This window comes from Tenacibaculum sp. ZH5_bin.1 (assembly GCF_042865525.1).
GTDB classification, from domain to species: domain Bacteria; phylum Bacteroidota; class Bacteroidia; order Flavobacteriales; family Flavobacteriaceae; genus Polaribacter; species Polaribacter mesophilus.
Genome location: NZ_JBEGIO010000003.1, coordinates 100,868 through 118,975, shown reverse-complemented (window position 1 = coordinate 118,975; position 18,108 = coordinate 100,868). Strand labels below are relative to the sequence as shown.

Below are 18,108 nucleotides of genomic sequence, written 5' to 3'. Positions count from 1 at the left end.
TAATAGGTTCAGAAAACGAAGTAGGTGAGCTCCAAAAAATGATTTCTGATTTAAAGAATTTATTAAACTAGCCTTTTTAATATCTAAAAGACTAAAAAAAATATGAGTAAAATATTAATAATAGAAGATGAAGCTGCAATTCGCAGAGTATTAAAAAAAATTATTTCTGAAGAAAACGATTCCTATGAAGTAGAAGAAGCTGAAGACGGTTTGCAAGGAATTGAAATGATAAAGAAAACAGATTACGATTTGGTTTTGTGTGATATTAAAATGCCAAAAATGGATGGTGTTGAGGTGTTGGAAAAAGCTAGAAAGTTAAAACCTGAAATACCAATGGTAATGATTTCTGGTCATGGTGATTTAGATACTGCAGTAAACACCATGCGCTTAGGAGCCTTTGATTATATTTCTAAACCGCCAGATTTAAATCGATTATTGAATACTGTAAGAAATGCTTTAGATAAAAAGGAGTTGGTAGTAGAAAATAAGCGTTTAAAAAAGAAGGTGAGTAAGAATTATGAAATGATTGGAGAGAGCGATGCTATTACTCATATTAAAGATATTATTGAAAAAGTGTCTGCAACAGAGGCAAGAGTTTTAATTACCGGACCTAATGGAACAGGAAAAGAGTTAGTAGCGCATTGGTTACACGAAAAATCTGACCGTTCTAAAGGTTCTATGATTGAAGTAAACTGTGCAGCTATACCTTCTGAGTTAATAGAAAGTGAATTGTTTGGGCATGTAAAAGGGAGTTTTACAGGAGCTAACAAAGATAGAGCAGGAAAGTTTGAAGCAGCTAATGGAGGAACCATTTTCTTAGATGAAATTGGAGATATGAGTTTGTCGGCACAAGCGAAAGTATTACGAGCATTACAAGAAAATCGTATTCAACGAGTAGGTTCGGATAAAGATATAAAAGTAAATGTGCGTGTAGTTGCTGCAACAAATAAAGATTTAAAGAAGGAAATAGAAGAAGGACGTTTCCGCGAAGATTTATATCATCGTTTAGCAGTGATTTTAATTAAAGTTCCTGCATTAAACGATAGAAGAGAAGATATACCGTTATTAGTAGATTTCTTCGCCAAGAAAATTTCTGAAGAACAAGGGATGCCTAAGAAAGGTTTCTCGGAAGATGCTATTAAATTGTTACAAGAGTATGATTGGACAGGAAATATTAGAGAATTACGAAATGTAGTTGAACGTTTACTTATTTTAGGAGAAAAAGAAGTTTCTAAAAATGATGTAAAACTATTTGCTAGTAAATAATTAATAACGTTTTAAATTTTTGAGTTAATAATCACAGCAATAGAGTTAATTTATATAGATGCTTGTTTTTATTTTTATACAAAACAATAAAAATTATGAACATACAAGCATACTTAGCATTCAGAGGAGAATGTCAAAACGCATTAAATTTTTATGCAGACTTATTTAATGCAAAAATTGTAAACAAACAAACGTACAAAGACTCAAAGAGAGATATTCCAGAGGATTACAGGCATAAAATACAACATGCAGAATTGAAAGGGAAGGGGATTCACATTATGGCGTATGATGTTTCTCCAGATACTCCGCTAAATAGTGGTAATAATATTCAAATGAGTGTTGATTTAGATGATGAGGAGAAAGCTACTGTTGTTTTTAATGAGTTGTCTAACGGAGGTATAGTTCATACTGAACTATTGGAAACGGAATGGAACGCACTGTATGGGGCTTGTACCGATAAATTTAATATACGTTGGATGGTAAACTGTAAGTTATAGTAAGTAGTTTACAATAATTGTTATATAAATAAAGGTGAGGTTGTATTAGAAAGAAGCTAATACAATTTCATCTTTGTTGTTTTGTAAAAGTTCATAAAAGCTAACAGAATTAAGGGGTGTGAAGCTTTTAAAAAAACACAAAAAAAGAAAATAAATATGAAGCAATATTGAGTACGTAATGAGTAAAGCTTATAATTAAAAAACCATCTGAAGAAGATGGCTTTTTAATTATAAGAGGAAAGAAGTTATATGTCTTACACCTAAATTAAAGCTTTGTAGCTATTCAAGATTGAGTTAAAAAAAGATTATTTTAAAAATTTCCTAGCTAAAGTATATATTCCAAACTTACCAACTGTTTCAAATATAGTTTGAAACCAATTCCCCACAGATAAATCTTCTTTAAATTGTTCTTTTACAAGTTTAATTTCTTCTAAAGAAATATCTCTTTTAAGCTTCAGTAATTTTAGTTCTTTAGTTATTTCTTTACTATTATTATAGGTTTTCTTCATCGTCAAAATACTTTTTAGATAAATTTTTAATTACAAAATTCTCTACATTTGTTCTCATACTATATGCTATTAAAGCGAAAATTATAAAAAGTAAAGCTACTAACAAGTATCCTAAAACAACATTGTTTAAATAATTACCTATGGTTGCCGATATTGTTACAGCCAAAAAAACAAAAGCAATAAGTAGGAATATACCTATAATAGCAAAATTGAAAATCATGCTTAAAGAAGAGGTTAGTATATAAAATACTTTTAATTTAAAGTATTCTTCAGAATTCTTTATAAAGCTTTCGCCTTTTTCAATTGCTTTTTCAGAGTTGGTATGTATTGATTTGAATATCGACATTATTTAGTTTGTAATTTTTTGTTTTTAGCCTTTAATACTTTTAGTTTTTGTTCTAATTGGGTTATAACATCTTCAGCTTTATAACTAGCATCAGTTACAATAGTTTCTAATTTTTCTTCTAATGAGTTTGTTTTGCTGCTAAGAGATTCAGCCACATTATTTTTTAAGGTTTCAGCTTTATGCTTAACTTCTTCTTTAAGGTGTGTTGCTTCTGAAGTAATGGTATCTCTTGCAGAGGCTGCTCCGTCTGCTATTTTTTTTCGTGTATTACTCCCTTTGTCAGGGGCGAATAATATACCTAATCCTGCTCCTACAGCTACTCCTGCTAATAAGCCTAAAATACTTTTATCGTTGCTCATAATATATTTGTTTTTTAATTATTAAATGATTTCTGTAACAAAAATACTTTGATAGCTGATGTTTCTTTAGCTCAATAAATTTAAATGTTAACTCAATTGCTATTAATGACTTATGAGGAAGAAAGAGGGAGTGGTGATTAGAGTGTAAAAAAATAAGCTAGATTCTTTAATTAAAAAAATCTAGCTTAAAATATTATCATTTAGTTGTGATTTATACTACATCAAACCTGTCTGCATTCATTACTTTAGTCCAGGCAGTTACAAAATCTTTCACAAACTTTTTCTTGTTGTCGTCTTGTGCGTATACTTCTGCATACGAACGAAGAATAGAGTTAGAACCAAATATCAAATCCACTCGTGTAGCTGTCCACTTAGTGTTTCCTGTCTTACGATCAACAATATTGTATAAGTTTTCCCCTGAAGGCTTCCATGAGTATTTCATGTCGGTAAGATTAACAAAGAAGTCGTTACTTAACACACCTTCATTTTCTGTAAATACACCATGTTTAGTTCCTCCGTAGTTAGTTCCTAGCACACGCATTCCCCCAACTAGAACAGTCATTTCAGGAGCGGTTAACCCCATAAGTTGTGTTCTGTCTAATAACAATTCTTCAGGTTTCACTACATAATCTTTTTTTTGCCAATTTCTGTATCCGTCATGTAGAGGCTCTAAAACATCAAAAGATTCAGTATCTGTCATTTCAGCGGTTGCATCACCTCTTCCAGGGGTAAAAGGAACTTTAATGTCAACACCACCATCTTTAGCAGCTTTTTCAACAGCAGCACTACCTCCTAAAACAATCAAATCAGCAATACTAACTTTTTTACTTAAACTAGCTTGAATTTCAGCAAGCTTATCTAATACTCTTTTTAGTCTTGTAGGTTCATTCCCTTCCCAGTCTTTCTGAGGAGCTAAACGAATGCGTGCTCCATTAGCACCACCTCTAAAGTCTGATCCTCTATAAGTTCTAGCACTATCCCAAGCAGTATTGATAAGTTCAGTATGAGTAAGTCCACTGTTTAACAGTTTTTCTTTTAGTTCTTCAACTTCAGTATCGTTTAAAGTATAGTCTACAGTAGGAACAGGATCTTGCCATATAAGTGTTTCTGTTGGAGCATCAACCCCTAAGTAACGTGTATTAGGGCCCAAATCACGATGTGTTAGTTTAAACCAAGCACGTGCAAAGGTGTCAGCAAAATAGGCTGGATCTTTATAGAACTTTTCAGATATTTTTCTGTATTCAGGGTCCATTTTCATTGCCATATCCGCATCAGTCATTATTGGGTTTCTTTTAATGTTCGGATTGTGAGCATCTACAGGTTTATCTGCCTCATCAATATTAACAGGTTCCCATTGCCAAGCACCAGCAGGACTCTTTGTTAATTCCCAATCATGATTTAACAACAAATGAAAGTATGTATGGTTCCATCTATCGGGGGTAGTTGTCCAAGCTCCTTCCAAACCACTAGTAACAGTATCTGCAGCATTTCCATTCCCTTTAGGGTTCATCCAGCCAAAGCCTTGATCTTGAACTTCTGCACCTTCAGGGCTTTCACCTAAGGCTCCTGCGTCACCATTACCGTGTGCTTTTCCTACAGTGTGTCCACCAGCAGTTAAAGCAACGGTTTCTTCATCATTCATTGCCATGCGCTTAAAGGTTTCTCTTACGTCTTTTGCGGTTTTTAAAGGATCGGGTTTTCCGTCAACCCCTTCAGGGTTTACATAAATTAATCCCATCATTACAGCAGCTAATGGGTTTTCTAAGTCTCTGTCTCCAGAATATCGAGAACCTTTACTCCCTGTTGGCGCTAACCATTCTTTTTCAGATCCCCAATAAATATCTTTCTCAGGATGCCAAATGTCTTCACGTCCGCCGGCAAAACCAAAAGTTTTGAAGCCCATTGATTCATAAGCCATATTACCAGCTAAAATAATAAGATCTGCCCAAGATAGTTTGTTTCCGTATTTTTTCTTGATGGGCCATAACAATCGTCTTGCTTTATCTAAATTACCATTATCAGGCCAACTATTTAGTGGAGCGAAGCGTTGATTACCTGTATTACTACCACCTCTACCATCAGCAACTCTATAGGTGCCAGCAGCATGCCACGCCATACGAATCATTAAACCACCATAATGTCCCCAGTCGGCAGGCCACCAATCTTGACTATCGGTCATTAAGTCTTTAAGGTCATTTTTAACTGCTTCTAAATCTAATTTTTTAAACTCTTCAGCATAATTAAAATTACTGTCTAAAGGATTGGTTTTGGTATCGTGTTGATGTAGTATATCTAAGTTTAATGATTTTGGCCACCACTCCATGATGTTATCATGTATTTCTGTGTTTGCACCTTGTGAAAAAGGGCATTTACCTTTCGAAGAATGTGAGTTTGTGTTTTTCATTTTTATTATAATTTAATAGGTTAGAATAGGGCAAAGCTACTATAAAACAATGAATAATTTTTATCTATATTTTTTATTTTAAAATAATAAATAACTATAGTTTTTGTTTTTGTGTTTTATAATGTGTTGGAATATAAAGGTATATTTTTTTTAGTGATTTAAAAATATGTTAACTATTGGTTATAGTTATAGTGAAATAAAAAAATATTTTTAGATTCACACTTTAAATGAGAAGAAACAAAATACATTTGTGCCTGTAAAAAAATATTAATCAATAAAAAACTATAAAATGGCTACAGCAGTAGGAAAAAAATTTCCAAGTTTAAACGTAGATGCAATGAACGAAATGGGTGACACGTTTAAGTTAAATGTATTAGAAGAAGCAGTTAAAAACAAGAAAAAAGTGTTGTTGTTTTGGTATCCGAAAGACTTTACTTTCGTTTGTCCAACTGAGTTACATGCTTTTCAAGCTGCATTACCAGAATTTGAAAAAAGAAATACCATTGTAATTGGAGCTTCTTGTGATACTCCTGAAGTACACTTTGCTTGGTTAAACCAATCTAAGGATAATGGAGGTATTGAAGGTGTTACTTACCCATTATTAGCTGATAGTAATCGTAATTTATCATCTATTTTAGGTATCTTAGACATCTCTAACGAGGTTTATGACGAAGCTACAGGAACTGTACAGGTTGAAGGAGATAATGTAACTTATAGAGCTACATATTTAATAGATGAAGAAGGAACTGTTTTTCATGAAGGAATAAACCATATGCCAGTTGGTCGTAATGTAAATGAATATTTACGTTTAGTAGATGCTTATACTCACGTACAAGAAAAAGGTGAGGTATGTCCTGCAAACTGGGAAGAAGGTAAAGAAGCGATGCAAGCTAATGCAAAAGCAACAGCAGAATATTTAGCAGCAAACTAATTAGACATAATTAAAGAAAGGAAACAAGTTCGTGTGAGATAAGTGAAGGGGTCGAGCACGAGCTCCTTTCGAAATGGATAATAATTAAAGAAATGGTACAAGAATTAAGTCAAGACAATTTATCTGAAGTTGTTGCAGGTAATAAAAAAGTTGTAGTTCAGTTTTCAGCTTCATGGTGTGGTAACTGCCGTATTATGAAACCTAAATTTAAAAAGTTGTCTTCTGAGAATGAAGATATGGTTTTTGTAATAGCTGATGCCGAAAAATTTCCAGAGAGTAGAAAACTTGCTGATGTGAGTAACTTGCCTACTTTTGCTACTTATATTGATGGAAAATTAGTAAATCAAACTCAAACCAATAAGTTTGATGTATTGAAGGATTTAGTAAATGAAGTAGCTTAGTTATGAAATTACCAGTAATTAAACATTTAACTTCATTTATTGAAGAAAATGACCAAGATTATGTACTAGAAACTATTGAGACGCTTGAAGCTTTAACAGAGGTTCCATCGTTAAAAGATGAAGAGCTAGACGTTATAGGAGAGTTAATCTCTAATATGTACGGAGCAATTGAAGTTAATAAAATGATTAAAGATGGAACACCTAAAAAAGAAGCGTTAAATAATTTTATGAAACGTGTTTTAGGTTCGATTGATAAATAGTTACTTGTACGTATACAAATAAACAAAAACCTGAACATTTTCTAATGTTCAGGTTTTTGTTTTATACAAACTTTCGGTTGTAGTTTTTGCCTAATTTTACAGAATATTCAATAACACTTTTAATTACTTTTCTATGGTCGTTCTTGCGCCAATTGATATATAATTCTGTGCTTTCGGGTAGTGTAATAAACCGTATGTTCGTATTTAAAGAAAACTGATATGAGTAAGGTAAAATAGATATTCCTAAACCTCTACCAATTAAGTTTAATATCATACTCCCAAAATCAGATTCAATATGAGTTTGAGGTTCAAAACCATAAGTGTTAAAAATATTGCGTAGTAATGAGGAAAAATAAGTAGTATGATGTAAACCAGAAAGGATAAATTTTTCGTCTTTTACGTCTCTTAAATCAACAAAAGAATCTTCTGTTATCCAATGATCTTTTGGAACCACAAGGCAAACGGGTTCAGCATACAATCTTTCAGATAAAATAGAAGCATTTAGAACTTCATTTCTGCTAAAAGCAAAATCTATTTGATAACTAGAAAGTAATTTTTCAAGTGTAATATCAGTAGGCTCCATAAGTTCTACTTTTAAATCTGGTTTCTCTTCTGAAAATATTTTGAGTAATTCAGGTAAATAGTTGTAAGAGATAGAGCCAGGGTAGGCAATACTAACAAGTCCAGAAGAACCTTCATCAATTTTTTTAGCATGTTGATGTGTACGATCGAACTCGTCTAATAGAACATCCCATTTTTTTTTAAGGAATACACCAGCTTCAGTAAGTTTTACATTTCTTTTATCCCGCTCAAATAAAGTAATACCTAATTCTTCTTCTAAAGATTGAATTTGCCTACTTAATGACGATTGAGAGGTGTAAACTTTTTCTGCTGTTTTCCAAAAATGTAATTCTTCTGCTAGAATTAAAAAATATCGAATCTGTTGAATAGTCATTTTAATGCGTTTTTTGCATTAATCAGTCAAAAATAAGTATTTTTTAATAAAGAGAACTGCTGTTGCTTTGCATAAAAAACTTTGTAATCATTTTTAAAGAAGTAACGAAATGGGAATTGAGAATTTTATCGCATTTTTAGTAGCAACTATTCTTTTTGTTTTGACACCAGGAATAGAAACCGTCTTTTTAATTAACAAGTCAATTAGCCAAGGAAGAAGATCTGGTATATATACTAGTTTTGGCTTAAACACTGGAGCTCTAGTGCATACTTTGTTTGGAGCATTAGGTTTATCGATTATGGTAGCTAAATCAGCAATATTCTTTGCATTGATTAAGTATTTAGGAGCAGCTTATTTAATTTATTTAGGTGTAACAAAAGTGATGTCAAAAAAAGGGCTGATTGCTAATACAAACGAAGAACAAAAGAAAAATTCAGCAAAAAGCAGTTTTACATCAGGGTTTCTAACAAATATATTAAACCCGAAAGTTGCATTATTCTTTATAGCGTTCTTTCCGCAGTTTATAAGCCCAACAGAGATAGAAAATCCAGTTCCTTTTATAATAATGGGAGTAATTTATGCGGTAATGACTACCATTTGGTATTTGGTTTTAACATCGTTTGCTGGGATATTTTCAACTAAGATTAAAGAGAATGAAAAAATAGGGGTAAGGTTAAATAAAATTTCAGGTGTAATATTTGTATTGATGGGCTTACAGATAGCGTTTATGTAAAATTATAAACCGATAGCGATTAGTGTTTCGCTATCGGTTAAAAAATTATACGGCTAAATCGTCAGATTTTATTTTTTCTAATTCGTTTTGTTTCTGTTGTAATAAAGCAAAACCAAAAGTTAAAACACCAACTCTTCCTATGAACATTAGAATAATTATGAGGAATTTGCCTAGGTTTGATAAGTCTCCAGTAATTCCAGTACTTAATCCAACGGTGCCAAGAGCAGAAGCAACTTCAAACAATATTTTGTCAAAAGAGAAGCTTTCACTATATGAAAGTAAAAAAGAGAATAAAAAAATTAAACTGGTATATAACATAAAAGTAGAGGTTGCTATGTAAATTCTATCAAAAGGTATAATCCTGTTTAAAAACGTAATCTTTTTTTGTCCTAATAATCTACTTTTTAATATAGAAATCATTGCTGTTAAAGTTGTGATTTTCATTCCTCCAGCTGTTCCAGATGGTGATGCACCTATGTACATTAAAAAAGTAAGTAGTAATAATATTGGTAAAGAAAAACCACCAATAGGTACAGTATTAAAACCAACTGTTGTCATTGCAGACATTGTTTGAAAAAAAGAAGTCATTAACGAATGGTTGGAGTTTAGGTTTAAAGAAGGTTCTGATAGGTACGTAAGTAATGTTCCTGAAAGTAATAAGAATATAAATCCGTAGACAATAATTTTTGTTGTGAAGGATATTTCTTTAGTCTTTCCAGAAAGACGATACCATAAATCGGTAACAACAATAAAACCTAAAGAACCTGCTATAGCTAAAATAGAGATTGTTGTATTTATAAAAACGTTATCGTGGTATTCTTCAAAGCCATTGTTGAATAAACCAAAACCCGCAGTGCAAAAAGATGAAACGCTATGGAAAATAGCAAACCAAATGGCTTTTAAGTTTTGCATACCAGAATTGGTAAAAGCAATATAAAACAGTATAACTCCAATAGTTTCCATAATTAAAGTAAAGACAATAACACTTTTAATAAAATCTTTTATTTTAATACTATTAGGTAACGTAAATTCTGTTCCTAATAATTTACTATGCCAATGCGTTATTTTTTTTGTGATAAATAACAAGTAGTAGGTTGTTAGTGTCATGTAGCCAATTCCACCAATTTGTATGAGCATCATTATAATAAACTGTCCGAAGAAATTATAGGAATCAAAAATACTGATAGTAACTAGCCCTGTAGTTGATATTGCTGATGTTGAGATAAATAGATTGTCTAAAAAAGATACATCTGCTTTATGAAACAGAGGAATTGATAGTAAAATAAAACCGATAAAGGTATATAAGAAGAATCCCCAAACTAAATTCATTTGAGGTGTTTTGCTAATTTGGAATTTTTTATACCAAATAGATAGCTTTTTGTATGTATTATTTTTCATTTTTTTTAAGTAAAATAACGGCTAAGTATTTCGTTACTTTTATAATTGAAGTTTTTTTTAGTATCTGTAGATAGGTAATACTAAGTAACAAATTTAATCAATTAATAGATGAAAAGGAAATGTAAAAGAATCTTACTTCTTATACACTATATAGTAGATTTGTATATAGGTAGTGAGGAAGAATTATTTAAAAATGTGTTAGTTTAGTTATGATTTCTTTATGTTGTGGGAATAGTTGTATTAACTCTTCTCTTTTAGGTAAAACAAAATCGTTGAAGTCAAATCCAGGAGCAACAGTGCAACCAGTAAAAGCATATGAGTTTTCTTTACTAACTTCAGCAGCAAACCAGTAACCAGCCGGAACTACAAATTGTGGTTGCTCATCATTTTCTATATTATTTCCAATCAATACAAAAGAATAGTTTCCTTTGGGAGAAATCATATGTAGTTTTAAGGTACTTCCTTTATAAAAATGCCAAATTTCATCTTGATTGATTTTATGAAAGGCAGAAAATTTTTCAGAAGTTAATAAAAAATAAATACAAGTACTGTAATTTCTATCACCTACAAAGTTAGAATTTAAGTGTTTGTTTTTAATAATTCCGTTGCTTCTGTATGTTTCTTTATAAAAACCACCTTCAGGATGTTCCGTTAAGTCAAACTTTTTAATTATTTGTTGAGCTGTCATTTTCTTTTTGTTCGTTAACTTTTTTAATAATGGCTTTTAAACGTTCTTTGGTACGTTGTTTTTCCAAACGAAGTTTGTTTTCTTTCTGCTTCATTAAGCGTGTATGTTTCGCTTTGTTTACAGTATTTTTAGCTTTTCCTTTTTTAGGCATTATGCTTGCTTTTTAATCTAGAGATAATAATACTGAGCCAAGTAAAACCTAAAATTAGGAATAATATAGCTCTCCAGTCTTCAAATCCATTCAATATAGCTCTTAGAAAACCAAGAAGAGACATAATTATAGGCAGAATTGCTGATTTACTTTGTTTATTATTACTTATCAAAAGTAATCCTAAAAAAGTTAAGAATCCGTTTAATATTAATACAAAGAAACCAAAATCAAACCCAAACTTTTCCTTGCTATAAAAGCTAATAACATAGGTTAAAACCGGAGCCATTAAACAAATGATAGGAACTAACTTGTCTTTTATGTTTAATTTAGTAAACAGTCCGAAAGCATATAAACCTAGTAACGGCCCGTAAGTATAACCAGCAAATTGGAATATTTTAGCAATTACACTCTCATCAGCAATAAAATATTTAAAAATTAAGATAGTAGCCACTAAAATAAATGAAAACAGCACATGAATTTTCTTTCGTGTTTTTTCTCTTTCTTGCTCATTATCTTTTTTGTCAATTTCAAGAATATCAATACTAAAAGAAGTAGTTAACGAAGTTAAAGCACTATCAGCACTTGAGTATGCTGCTGCTATTAAACCGAGAAGGAAGAATAGGGAAGTAGCTATACCTAAATCACCACTCATAGCTATGGTAGGAAATAAGTTGTCTTTATGAGCGTTTAGTTCATTTACTGTAGCGTAATCAGTTAACAGGATTCCTAAAGCTAAGAAAAAGAAGTTAACAATAACGAGTACTATAGTAAACCAAAACATGTTTTTTTGAGCATCTTTTAAATTGCGGCAAGTCAAGTTTTTTTGCATCATGTCTTGATCTAAACCTGTCATCACAATTGAAATAAAAGCTCCTGAAAAGAATTGTTTCCAAAAATAGTTACCAGCCTTTACATCGTCAAAAAAGAAAGTTTTAGATAAGCTATTGTCTGTTACATACGAAAACAAATTATCAATTTGCATTTCATCTTTTATCATTACAATACAAACTCCAACAGCAATTAGCATAAACAACGTTTGTAAAGTGTCTGTCCATACAATAGTTTTTATGCCTCCTTTAAAAGTATATAGCCATATAAGTAAAATGGTAATTGTTACTGTTACCCAAAACGGAATTCCATAAGCATCAAACAAAATTAACTGTAATACATTTGCCACTAAAAACAAGCGAAAGGCAGCACCAATAGTTCTTGAAAGTAAGAAAAAAGAAGCCCCAGTTTTGTACGAATATCTACCAAAACGTCCTTCTAAATAGGTGTAAATTGAAGTTAAATTTAATCGGTAATAGAGTGGAAGTAGTACCAATCCAATAACGGCATAACCTAATACGTACCCTAGTACCATTTGCATATAACTCATTTTGTCACCTTCAACCCAACCAGGAACCGAAATAAAAGTAACTCCAGATAATGATGCTCCAATCATACCAAAGGCAACTAAATACCAAGGAGATGAGTTGTTTGCTTTAAAAAATGTTTGATTGTTTGCCGATTTACCTGTGATGTATGAGATAAGAATTAATACACCAAAATAGGCTAAAATAAGGAGTAGTATATGTAACGGTTGCATATAGTTAAATTATGAATTACGAATGTACTAAAATTATCAATCGTAATTCATAATTAGTGTTGTCTAAGAAAGCTCAATAACGACATCTTCTGTTTTTCTACGAACTTTTTTTAAGTCTTTCATGTAGTCATCTTCTGCTCTAAAACCAACAGGTAATACTAAAACTGATTGTAAGTTGTATTTATCTAATTCTAAAATTTCATCATATTTTTCAGGAACAAAACCTTCCATAGGGCAGCTGTCAATTTTTTCATTTGCAGCAACAGTCATTAAGTTTCCTAAAGCAATATATGCTTGGTTTTTCATCCAATGGAACAATACTTCAGGAGATTTATTCTCTATATCGTTAGTTAAAAACTCTTTGAAAGGATTTAAAATTTCATCGGGTGTGTTTCTTATGTCTTTTACTAATTTAAAATAGCTCTCAACATCTTTAGTAGTAAGTTCTTTTGGGGTACACAATACCAATAAATGAGAAGCCTGTGCAACTTGGTGTTGATTCCAAGAATGTGCCACCAATTGTTGTTGTAAATCTTTGTTTTTAACCACAACCATTTTTACAGGTTGTAATCCATAAGAAGTAGCAGTTAAATTAAATGCTTCTTTTAAAAGATTAATTTGTTCTTCGGAAAGAAATTTATGCTCGTCAAATTTTTTAACAGCGTAACGCCATTGTAAATTTTCTATACTATTCATGTGGTTTAATTTTTACTCGATAATTGAGAGTTAAAATACTTCAAGGTTTATCTCTAAATTAAAAACGTGCCCTTACATTGTTATCCTGTAAGTTTACCTATAGTAATTTATTTTGACAAAAATAGAAGAATAAAAAGTAGTCTAAAAATACTTCGAATAATTAATATTGATAGTATCATAAAAATATTTTGTACATTGAAAATAAAAAAATGTATGAAAGAAGAGTTCTTGCACTTTATTTGGCAGTATAAACTATTTAGCAAAGCAAATTTAATATCAGTAAAAGGAGAAATCGTTGAAGTATTAAACACAGGGAGTCATAATACGAATTCAGGACCTGATTTTTTGAATACAAAATTGAAGATTGATGGGCAGCTATGGGTTGGAAATGTTGAAATTCATATAAAGTCATCAGATTGGTATGCGCATCATCATGAAAAAGATGTGAATTATGATGCGGTTATTTTACATGTTGTGTGGGAATATGATTCTGATGTGTTTATGAAAAATAATCATCCATTACCAACGGTTGAATTACAAAAAATTGTTCAAGAAGATGTATTGGTAAATTATAGAAAATTGTTTTTAAAAGAACGACGATGGATTCCTTGTGAAAAGCAGATAGGAGAAATCAATTCTTTTTTATTAAATAACTGGTTAGAACGTTTGTATTTTGAACGATTAGAGAATAAATCGGTGGTAATAAAAGAGCTGCTACAAAAATCAAATAATGATTATGAAGCGGTGTTGTTTCAGTTATTAGCTAAGAATTTCGGATTGAAAGTTAATGGAACAGCTTTCCTAGAACTAGCACAATCGTTTGATTTTTCTGTGTTACGTAAAGTTCGATTTAACGAAGAGCAGCTATCTGCTTTATTGTTTGGACAGGCAGGTTTTTTAGCTGATGAAATAGAAGAGAGTTATTATAAGCAACTTAAAAATGAGTATGCTTATATAAAGCACAAATACAGGCTACAATCATTAATAAAACACCGTTTTCAATTTTTTAGAATGCGTCCCAATAACTTTCCTACGATTAGAATAGCGCAATTAGTGGCTTTATATAATAAATATGAAAGCTTATTCTCAAGGTTAATAGATGTAAATAAAATAGAGGGTTTTTATAATTTATTTACAGTTGAAGTAAATGAGTTTTGGAAAACTCATTATACGTTTGGTTCTGAGTCAAAAAAATCAGTTAAAATACTTACAAAATCATTTATTGACTTGTTGATTATTAATACAATTATTCCTTTAAAGTTTGTTTATGAACAAGCTAGAGGAGAGGTTAATGAAGAAAGTTTGTTAAAATTGATACAACAAATACACCCAGAAAAAAATTCAATTATAAATAAGTTTGATGAGTTAAAAATTAAAGCAAAAAATGCTTTTGAATCTCAGGCCTTATTAGAGTTGAAAAATAATTATTGCCAAAACAAAAAATGTTTAAGCTGTAATGTTGGGAATTTTATTTTAAACAAATAAGTAAATAAAGCATGTTAAATTATTTAATTAATAAATGATATATTTGCGTAAAAAATTTATAATAATGAAAAAAATATTAATTGCTATTGCATTAGTGTCTACTATTTGTATAGGTTGTAAAGACGACAAAAACTCAGAAAACAAAGTAGATACTTCAACAACTGAAAAATCTATTAGTGAAAAAGAAGAAAAGTCTACTTCAGCAATTTGTTTATTAGATAAATTATCTATTAGAGAAAGTGCTTCTGCAAAAGGGAAATGGATAACTTCTATTAGTTTAGGAGAAAAAGTAACCTTAACAGGAGAAGAAACTATAGATTCTGTTTCTAAGAAAGAGTATTACAAAGTAAAGTTGATTGACGGAAAAGAAGGATGGACTAGATCTACCTTTTTAGCTGTTAATGGTAAAGTGGGAGCTATGTTAGAAGAGGCAGTAGTTTACAAAAGGCCAGATTTACTTACTAAAACAGAAAAAAAGTACAGCGTTATGGATATTATTGCTGTGACTGAAACTCAAGGCGATTGGATTAAAGTTAAAGGAAAAAGATCTGAAGGGAAGTATATAGAAGAAGGTTGGGTAAAAACTTCTAATATTACAAATGATCAAGTTGATATAGCAACAGCTAAATTTGCAGGAATAGCAAATACTCAACCAACAATGACAGAAAGAATAAAGGCATTGAAAGATGTTATAAATAATTCAGATCTATCTTCTTCTAAGTTTATCCCAGTTATAGAGAATAAAATAGAAGATTACGAGTCAAAAAATCAGCCTTTAGATACGCAGGAAGCAGAAGCGGCTACTGAGGCGGTAGCAGAAAAAGCAGCTGAATAATTATATAAAAAAGCGAATAAAAAAACGATTTTAGAATATTCTAAAATCGTTTTTTTATTTTAATTATTTTAAAATTAATTATTAATACAAACTCTTGAATTTAGAAGGGTTTGCTTCGTTCATAATTTCGTATACTTTCTCAAAAATATCTTCTGCAGATGGTTTAGAGAAGTAATCTCCGTCGGTACCATAAGCAGGTCTATGTGCTTTTGCTGTTAATGTTTGTGGTTTACTATCTAAATGTCTATAACCATTTTGATTTTCAACAATTTCTTGTAATAAATAAGCTGAAGCTCCTCCAGGAACATCTTCGTCAACAACTAATAAACGATTTGTTTTAGCCACTGATTTAACTGTATCGTGATTAATATCAAAAGGTAATAAACTTTGAGCATCTACAATTTCTACATCTATACCTACTTGTGCTAAATCTTTAGCAGCTTCTTCAACAATTCGTAGGGTAGAACCATAAGAAACAATGGTGATATCGTTTCCTTCTTTGATAGTTTCAACAACACCAATTGGAGTTTTAAAATCTCCTAAGTTTGTTGGTAATTCTTCTTTTAAACGGTATCCGTTTAAACATTCTACGACTAAGGCAGGATCATCTCCTTCCAATAAAGTGTTATAGAATCCAGCGGCTTTAGTCATGTTACGAGGAACTAATACATGAATTCCTCTTACATTGTTTATTATTCCACCCATTGGTGAACCTGAATGCCAAATTCCTTCTAAACGATGTCCACGGGTACGGATAATTAACGGAGCTTTTTGCTTTCCAAAAGTACGGTAACGCAACGTAGCTAAATCGTCGCTCATAATTTGTAAAGCATACAGTAAATAATCTAAATATTGAATCTCAGCAATTGGGCGCAAACCACGCATTGCCATACCAATACCTTGACCTAAAATAGTCGCTTCACGAATACCTGTATCAGAAACACGTAACTCACCAAACTTTTCTTGTAAACCTTCTAACCCTTGATTAACATCACCTATATACCCAGCATCTTCCCCAAAAATTAACACTTCAGGGTGTTTTGCTAAAATAGCATCAAAGTTATCACGCATAATAATACGTGCATCTACCATATTTTTTTCAGAAGCATAGGTTGGAGCTTCGGCAGAAATATTTTCAGTAGCTAATTCAGTTTCACTTAATAAATGAGCTGAATATTTTACAGCAGCTTTATCAATTGAAGTTTTAATAAAGTTTTGAAGTGCAGTTTTTTCAGTGAAATCTTCATCTCTTAAGTAACGTAACGTTTTACGTGCTGCTACTAAAATATCTTTTCTGATAGGTTCAGCAATTGCCGCTAAATCGTTTTTGTATTTTGAAATGAAAGAACCGTTGTTACTTTTTTGTGCAATGGTATCTAACAAAGCAATAGCTTCGGCTACTTCTGCTTTTATTTCGTTTGTATATGCGCTCCAAGCATCACGTTTAGCTTTACTAACTTCTTTTTTCGCTTCTTTTTCAATATTGATTAAATCTTCTTCAGAATCAATAAATTTTAAAGTCTCTCCATCTTCATTTTCTAGTTCAAATTCTAAAATCCACTTACGCATTTGAGCAATACAATCAAACTCTTGTTCCCATTGTAAACGTTCTTTTGATTTGTAACGTTCGTGAGAACCTGAAGTAGAGTGTCCTTGAGGTTGTGTTAATTCTTTTACATGAATTAATACAGGTATATGTTGCTCTCTAGCAATTTTAGAAGCTTTGTTGTAAGTGTCAATTAACTGAACATAATCCCAACCATTCACTACGAAAATTTCATACCCATTACTTTCATTTTCACGCTGGAATCCTTTTAATATTTCTGAAATACTTTCTTTAGTAGTTTGATGACGTGCATGAACTGAAATTCCGTACTCATCATCCCAAACATTCATTATCATTGGAACTTGTAAAACACCAGCAGCATTGATAGTTTCAAAAAACAATCCCTCACTTGTACTAGCATTACCAATAGTACCCCAAGCAACTTCGTTACCGTTGATTGAAAAGTTAGTATGCTTTTCTAAACCTTTAACATTTCTATAGATTTTAGATGCTTGTGCTAATCCTAATAAACGAGGCATTTGTCCTGCAGTAGGAGAGATATCTGATGATGAATTTTTTTGAGCGGTTAAATTTTTCCAGTTACCGTTTTCATCTAAAGAATGTGTTGCAAAATGTCCTCCCATTTGACGACCGGCAGACATAGGCTCAATATCAATATCAGTATGTGCGTATAATCCTGCAAAAAATTGTTGTGGAGTTAATTCTCCAATAGCCATCATAAAGGTTTGGTCACGATAATAACCTGATCTGAAATCTCCATTTTGAAAAGCTTTAGCCATAGCTAACTGTGGTACTTCTTTACCATCTCCAAAAATTCCAAATTTAGCTTTACCTGTTAAAACTTCTCTTCTTCCTAATAAACTACATTCTCGACTAATACGAGCAATTCTATAGTCCTTTAAAACTTCATTTTTAAAATCTTGAAAAGAAAGCTGTTGAGTATTAGCTATTTCGGTATTTTGCGTCATAATCATCTAATTTAGGTATGGTTACAAAGATAGGTTTTTTAGTTGATATTTAAAAATTTCAATATTCGTTG

19 protein-coding genes are annotated in these 18,108 nt (G+C 31.3%); 8 read left to right on the top strand and 11 right to left on the bottom strand.

Annotation, left to right across the window (positions count from 1 at the left end; all coding sequences use genetic code 11):
- Positions 1–102: 102 nt before the first annotated feature.
- Both ABHQ57_RS10790 and ABHQ57_RS10785 read left to right on the top strand, forming a co-directional pair.
- Positions 103–1,266: a sigma-54 dependent transcriptional regulator gene (locus tag ABHQ57_RS10790; protein WP_047790067.1), complete on the top strand. Its 1,164-nt coding sequence runs from the start codon at positions 103–105 to the stop codon at positions 1,264–1,266.
- 95 nt (positions 1,267–1,361) lie between these two features.
- Positions 1,362–1,763 (top strand): VOC family protein, encoded by a 402-nt coding sequence (locus ABHQ57_RS10785; RefSeq protein WP_047790068.1) that lies wholly within the window; start codon positions 1,362–1,364, stop codon positions 1,761–1,763.
- Between the two features lie 305 nt (positions 1,764–2,068).
- On the opposite strand, the gene ABHQ57_RS10780 is transcribed toward ABHQ57_RS10785, so the two are convergent.
- The 4 genes from ABHQ57_RS10780 to katG form a co-directional block, all read right to left on the bottom strand.
- Entirely contained in the window at positions 2,069–2,272 is a 204-nt protein-coding gene (locus ABHQ57_RS10780; RefSeq protein WP_047790069.1) for a hypothetical protein, read from the bottom strand.
- Positions 2,256–2,618, bottom strand: a complete 363-nt coding sequence (locus tag ABHQ57_RS10775) for a phage holin family protein (protein WP_159493717.1) — start codon at positions 2,616–2,618, stop codon at positions 2,256–2,258. The genes ABHQ57_RS10780 and ABHQ57_RS10775 overlap by 17 nt, the downstream gene beginning before the upstream one ends.
- Complete coding sequence (locus tag ABHQ57_RS10770) at positions 2,618–2,977, bottom strand: YtxH domain-containing protein (protein WP_167714202.1); 360 nt, start codon at positions 2,975–2,977, stop codon at positions 2,618–2,620. The genes ABHQ57_RS10775 and ABHQ57_RS10770 overlap by 1 nt, the downstream gene beginning before the upstream one ends.
- 211 nt (positions 2,978–3,188) lie before the next feature.
- On the bottom strand, positions 3,189–5,381 hold the full coding sequence (gene katG / locus ABHQ57_RS10765) for a catalase/peroxidase HPI (protein ID WP_167714201.1): 2,193 nt from the start codon (positions 5,379–5,381) through the stop codon (positions 3,189–3,191).
- Positions 5,382–5,670: 289 nt separating this feature from the next.
- On the opposite strand from katG, the gene ABHQ57_RS10760 reads away from it, so the two are divergent.
- From ABHQ57_RS10760 to ABHQ57_RS10750, 3 genes are all read left to right on the top strand, one after another.
- Entirely contained in the window at positions 5,671–6,312 is a 642-nt protein-coding gene (locus ABHQ57_RS10760; RefSeq protein ID WP_047790073.1) for a peroxiredoxin, read from the top strand.
- A gap of 92 nt (positions 6,313–6,404) precedes the next feature.
- Positions 6,405–6,713: a co-chaperone YbbN gene (locus tag ABHQ57_RS10755; protein WP_047790074.1), complete on the top strand. Its 309-nt coding sequence runs from the start codon at positions 6,405–6,407 to the stop codon at positions 6,711–6,713.
- 2 nt (positions 6,714–6,715) lie between these two features.
- Positions 6,716–6,973, top strand: coding sequence for a DUF6952 family protein (locus ABHQ57_RS10750; RefSeq protein ID WP_047790075.1), 258 nt, complete (start codon positions 6,716–6,718; stop codon positions 6,971–6,973).
- A 61-nt stretch (positions 6,974–7,034) separates the two neighbouring features.
- On the opposite strand, the gene ABHQ57_RS10745 is transcribed toward ABHQ57_RS10750, so the two are convergent.
- Positions 7,035–7,928: a LysR family transcriptional regulator gene (locus tag ABHQ57_RS10745; protein WP_047790076.1), complete on the bottom strand. Its 894-nt coding sequence runs from the start codon at positions 7,926–7,928 to the stop codon at positions 7,035–7,037.
- A gap of 109 nt (positions 7,929–8,037) precedes the next feature.
- Between ABHQ57_RS10745 and ABHQ57_RS10740 the strand changes: the two genes are divergently transcribed.
- Complete coding sequence (locus ABHQ57_RS10740) at positions 8,038–8,661, top strand: LysE family translocator (protein WP_167714200.1); 624 nt, start codon at positions 8,038–8,040, stop codon at positions 8,659–8,661.
- A gap of 45 nt (positions 8,662–8,706) precedes the next feature.
- Here ABHQ57_RS10740 and ABHQ57_RS10735 read toward each other — a convergent pair whose 3' ends face one another.
- The 5 genes from ABHQ57_RS10735 to ABHQ57_RS10715 all read right to left on the bottom strand — a co-directional run bounded on the left by ABHQ57_RS10735 (position 8,707) and on the right by ABHQ57_RS10715 (position 13,182).
- Positions 8,707–10,059, bottom strand: coding sequence for a TrkH family potassium uptake protein (locus ABHQ57_RS10735; RefSeq protein ID WP_073184557.1), 1,353 nt, complete (start codon positions 10,057–10,059; stop codon positions 8,707–8,709).
- 187 nt (positions 10,060–10,246) lie between these two features.
- Positions 10,247–10,747, bottom strand: a complete 501-nt coding sequence (locus ABHQ57_RS10730) for a cupin domain-containing protein (protein ID WP_047790079.1) — start codon at positions 10,745–10,747, stop codon at positions 10,247–10,249.
- Positions 10,725–10,898, bottom strand: a complete 174-nt coding sequence (locus ABHQ57_RS10725; RefSeq protein WP_164505159.1) for a hypothetical protein — start codon at positions 10,896–10,898, stop codon at positions 10,725–10,727. The genes ABHQ57_RS10730 and ABHQ57_RS10725 overlap by 23 nt, the downstream gene beginning before the upstream one ends.
- Positions 10,891–12,486, bottom strand: a complete 1,596-nt coding sequence (locus ABHQ57_RS10720; protein ID WP_167714199.1) for a sodium:solute symporter — start codon at positions 12,484–12,486, stop codon at positions 10,891–10,893. The genes ABHQ57_RS10725 and ABHQ57_RS10720 overlap by 8 nt, the downstream gene beginning before the upstream one ends.
- A gap of 63 nt (positions 12,487–12,549) precedes the next feature.
- On the bottom strand, positions 12,550–13,182 hold the full coding sequence (locus ABHQ57_RS10715; protein WP_167714198.1) for an NAD(P)H-dependent oxidoreductase: 633 nt from the start codon (positions 13,180–13,182) through the stop codon (positions 12,550–12,552).
- Positions 13,183–13,395: 213 nt separating this feature from the next.
- Between ABHQ57_RS10715 and ABHQ57_RS10710 the strand changes: the two genes are divergently transcribed.
- Together ABHQ57_RS10710 and ABHQ57_RS10705 are read left to right on the top strand one after the other, a co-directional pair.
- Positions 13,396–14,667, top strand: coding sequence for a DUF2851 family protein (locus ABHQ57_RS10710; protein WP_167714197.1), 1,272 nt, complete (start codon positions 13,396–13,398; stop codon positions 14,665–14,667).
- 64 nt (positions 14,668–14,731) lie between these two features.
- On the top strand, positions 14,732–15,502 hold the full coding sequence (locus ABHQ57_RS10705) for an SH3 domain-containing protein (protein ID WP_167714196.1): 771 nt from the start codon (positions 14,732–14,734) through the stop codon (positions 15,500–15,502).
- A gap of 81 nt (positions 15,503–15,583) precedes the next feature.
- Here ABHQ57_RS10705 and ABHQ57_RS10700 read toward each other — a convergent pair whose 3' ends face one another.
- A complete protein-coding gene (locus ABHQ57_RS10700) occupies positions 15,584–18,037 on the bottom strand; it encodes a thiamine pyrophosphate-dependent enzyme (RefSeq protein WP_047790083.1) in 2,454 nt (817 codons plus the stop codon).
- Positions 18,038–18,108 lie beyond the last annotated feature (71 nt).

Coding starts and splice junctions, on each gene's coding strand:
- ABHQ57_RS10790 (WP_047790067.1), top strand. CDS start 103: ATGAGTAAAATATTAATAATAGAAGATGAAGCTGCAATTCGCAGAGTA.
- ABHQ57_RS10785 (WP_047790068.1), top strand. CDS start 1,362: ATGAACATACAAGCATACTTAGCATTCAGAGGAGAATGTCAAAACGCA.
- ABHQ57_RS10780 (WP_047790069.1), bottom strand. CDS start 2,272: ATGAAGAAAACCTATAATAATAGTAAAGAAATAACTAAAGAACTAAAA.
- ABHQ57_RS10775 (WP_159493717.1), bottom strand. CDS start 2,618: ATGTCGATATTCAAATCAATACATACCAACTCTGAAAAAGCAATTGAA.
- ABHQ57_RS10770 (WP_167714202.1), bottom strand. CDS start 2,977: ATGAGCAACGATAAAAGTATTTTAGGCTTATTAGCAGGAGTAGCTGTA.
- katG (WP_167714201.1), bottom strand. CDS start 5,381: ATGAAAAACACAAACTCACATTCTTCGAAAGGTAAATGCCCTTTTTCA.
- ABHQ57_RS10760 (WP_047790073.1), top strand. CDS start 5,671: ATGGCTACAGCAGTAGGAAAAAAATTTCCAAGTTTAAACGTAGATGCA.
- ABHQ57_RS10755 (WP_047790074.1), top strand. CDS start 6,405: ATGGTACAAGAATTAAGTCAAGACAATTTATCTGAAGTTGTTGCAGGT.
- ABHQ57_RS10750 (WP_047790075.1), top strand. CDS start 6,716: ATGAAATTACCAGTAATTAAACATTTAACTTCATTTATTGAAGAAAAT.
- ABHQ57_RS10745 (WP_047790076.1), bottom strand. CDS start 7,928: ATGACTATTCAACAGATTCGATATTTTTTAATTCTAGCAGAAGAATTA.
- ABHQ57_RS10740 (WP_167714200.1), top strand. CDS start 8,038: ATGGGAATTGAGAATTTTATCGCATTTTTAGTAGCAACTATTCTTTTT.
- ABHQ57_RS10735 (WP_073184557.1), bottom strand. CDS start 10,059: ATGAAAAATAATACATACAAAAAGCTATCTATTTGGTATAAAAAATTC.
- ABHQ57_RS10730 (WP_047790079.1), bottom strand. CDS start 10,747: ATGACAGCTCAACAAATAATTAAAAAGTTTGACTTAACGGAACATCCT.
- ABHQ57_RS10725 (WP_164505159.1), bottom strand. CDS start 10,898: ATGCCTAAAAAAGGAAAAGCTAAAAATACTGTAAACAAAGCGAAACAT.
- ABHQ57_RS10720 (WP_167714199.1), bottom strand. CDS start 12,486: ATGCAACCGTTACATATACTACTCCTTATTTTAGCCTATTTTGGTGTA.
- ABHQ57_RS10715 (WP_167714198.1), bottom strand. CDS start 13,182: ATGAATAGTATAGAAAATTTACAATGGCGTTACGCTGTTAAAAAATTT.
- ABHQ57_RS10710 (WP_167714197.1), top strand. CDS start 13,396: ATGAAAGAAGAGTTCTTGCACTTTATTTGGCAGTATAAACTATTTAGC.
- ABHQ57_RS10705 (WP_167714196.1), top strand. CDS start 14,732: ATGAAAAAAATATTAATTGCTATTGCATTAGTGTCTACTATTTGTATA.
- ABHQ57_RS10700 (WP_047790083.1), bottom strand. CDS start 18,037: ATGACGCAAAATACCGAAATAGCTAATACTCAACAGCTTTCTTTTCAA.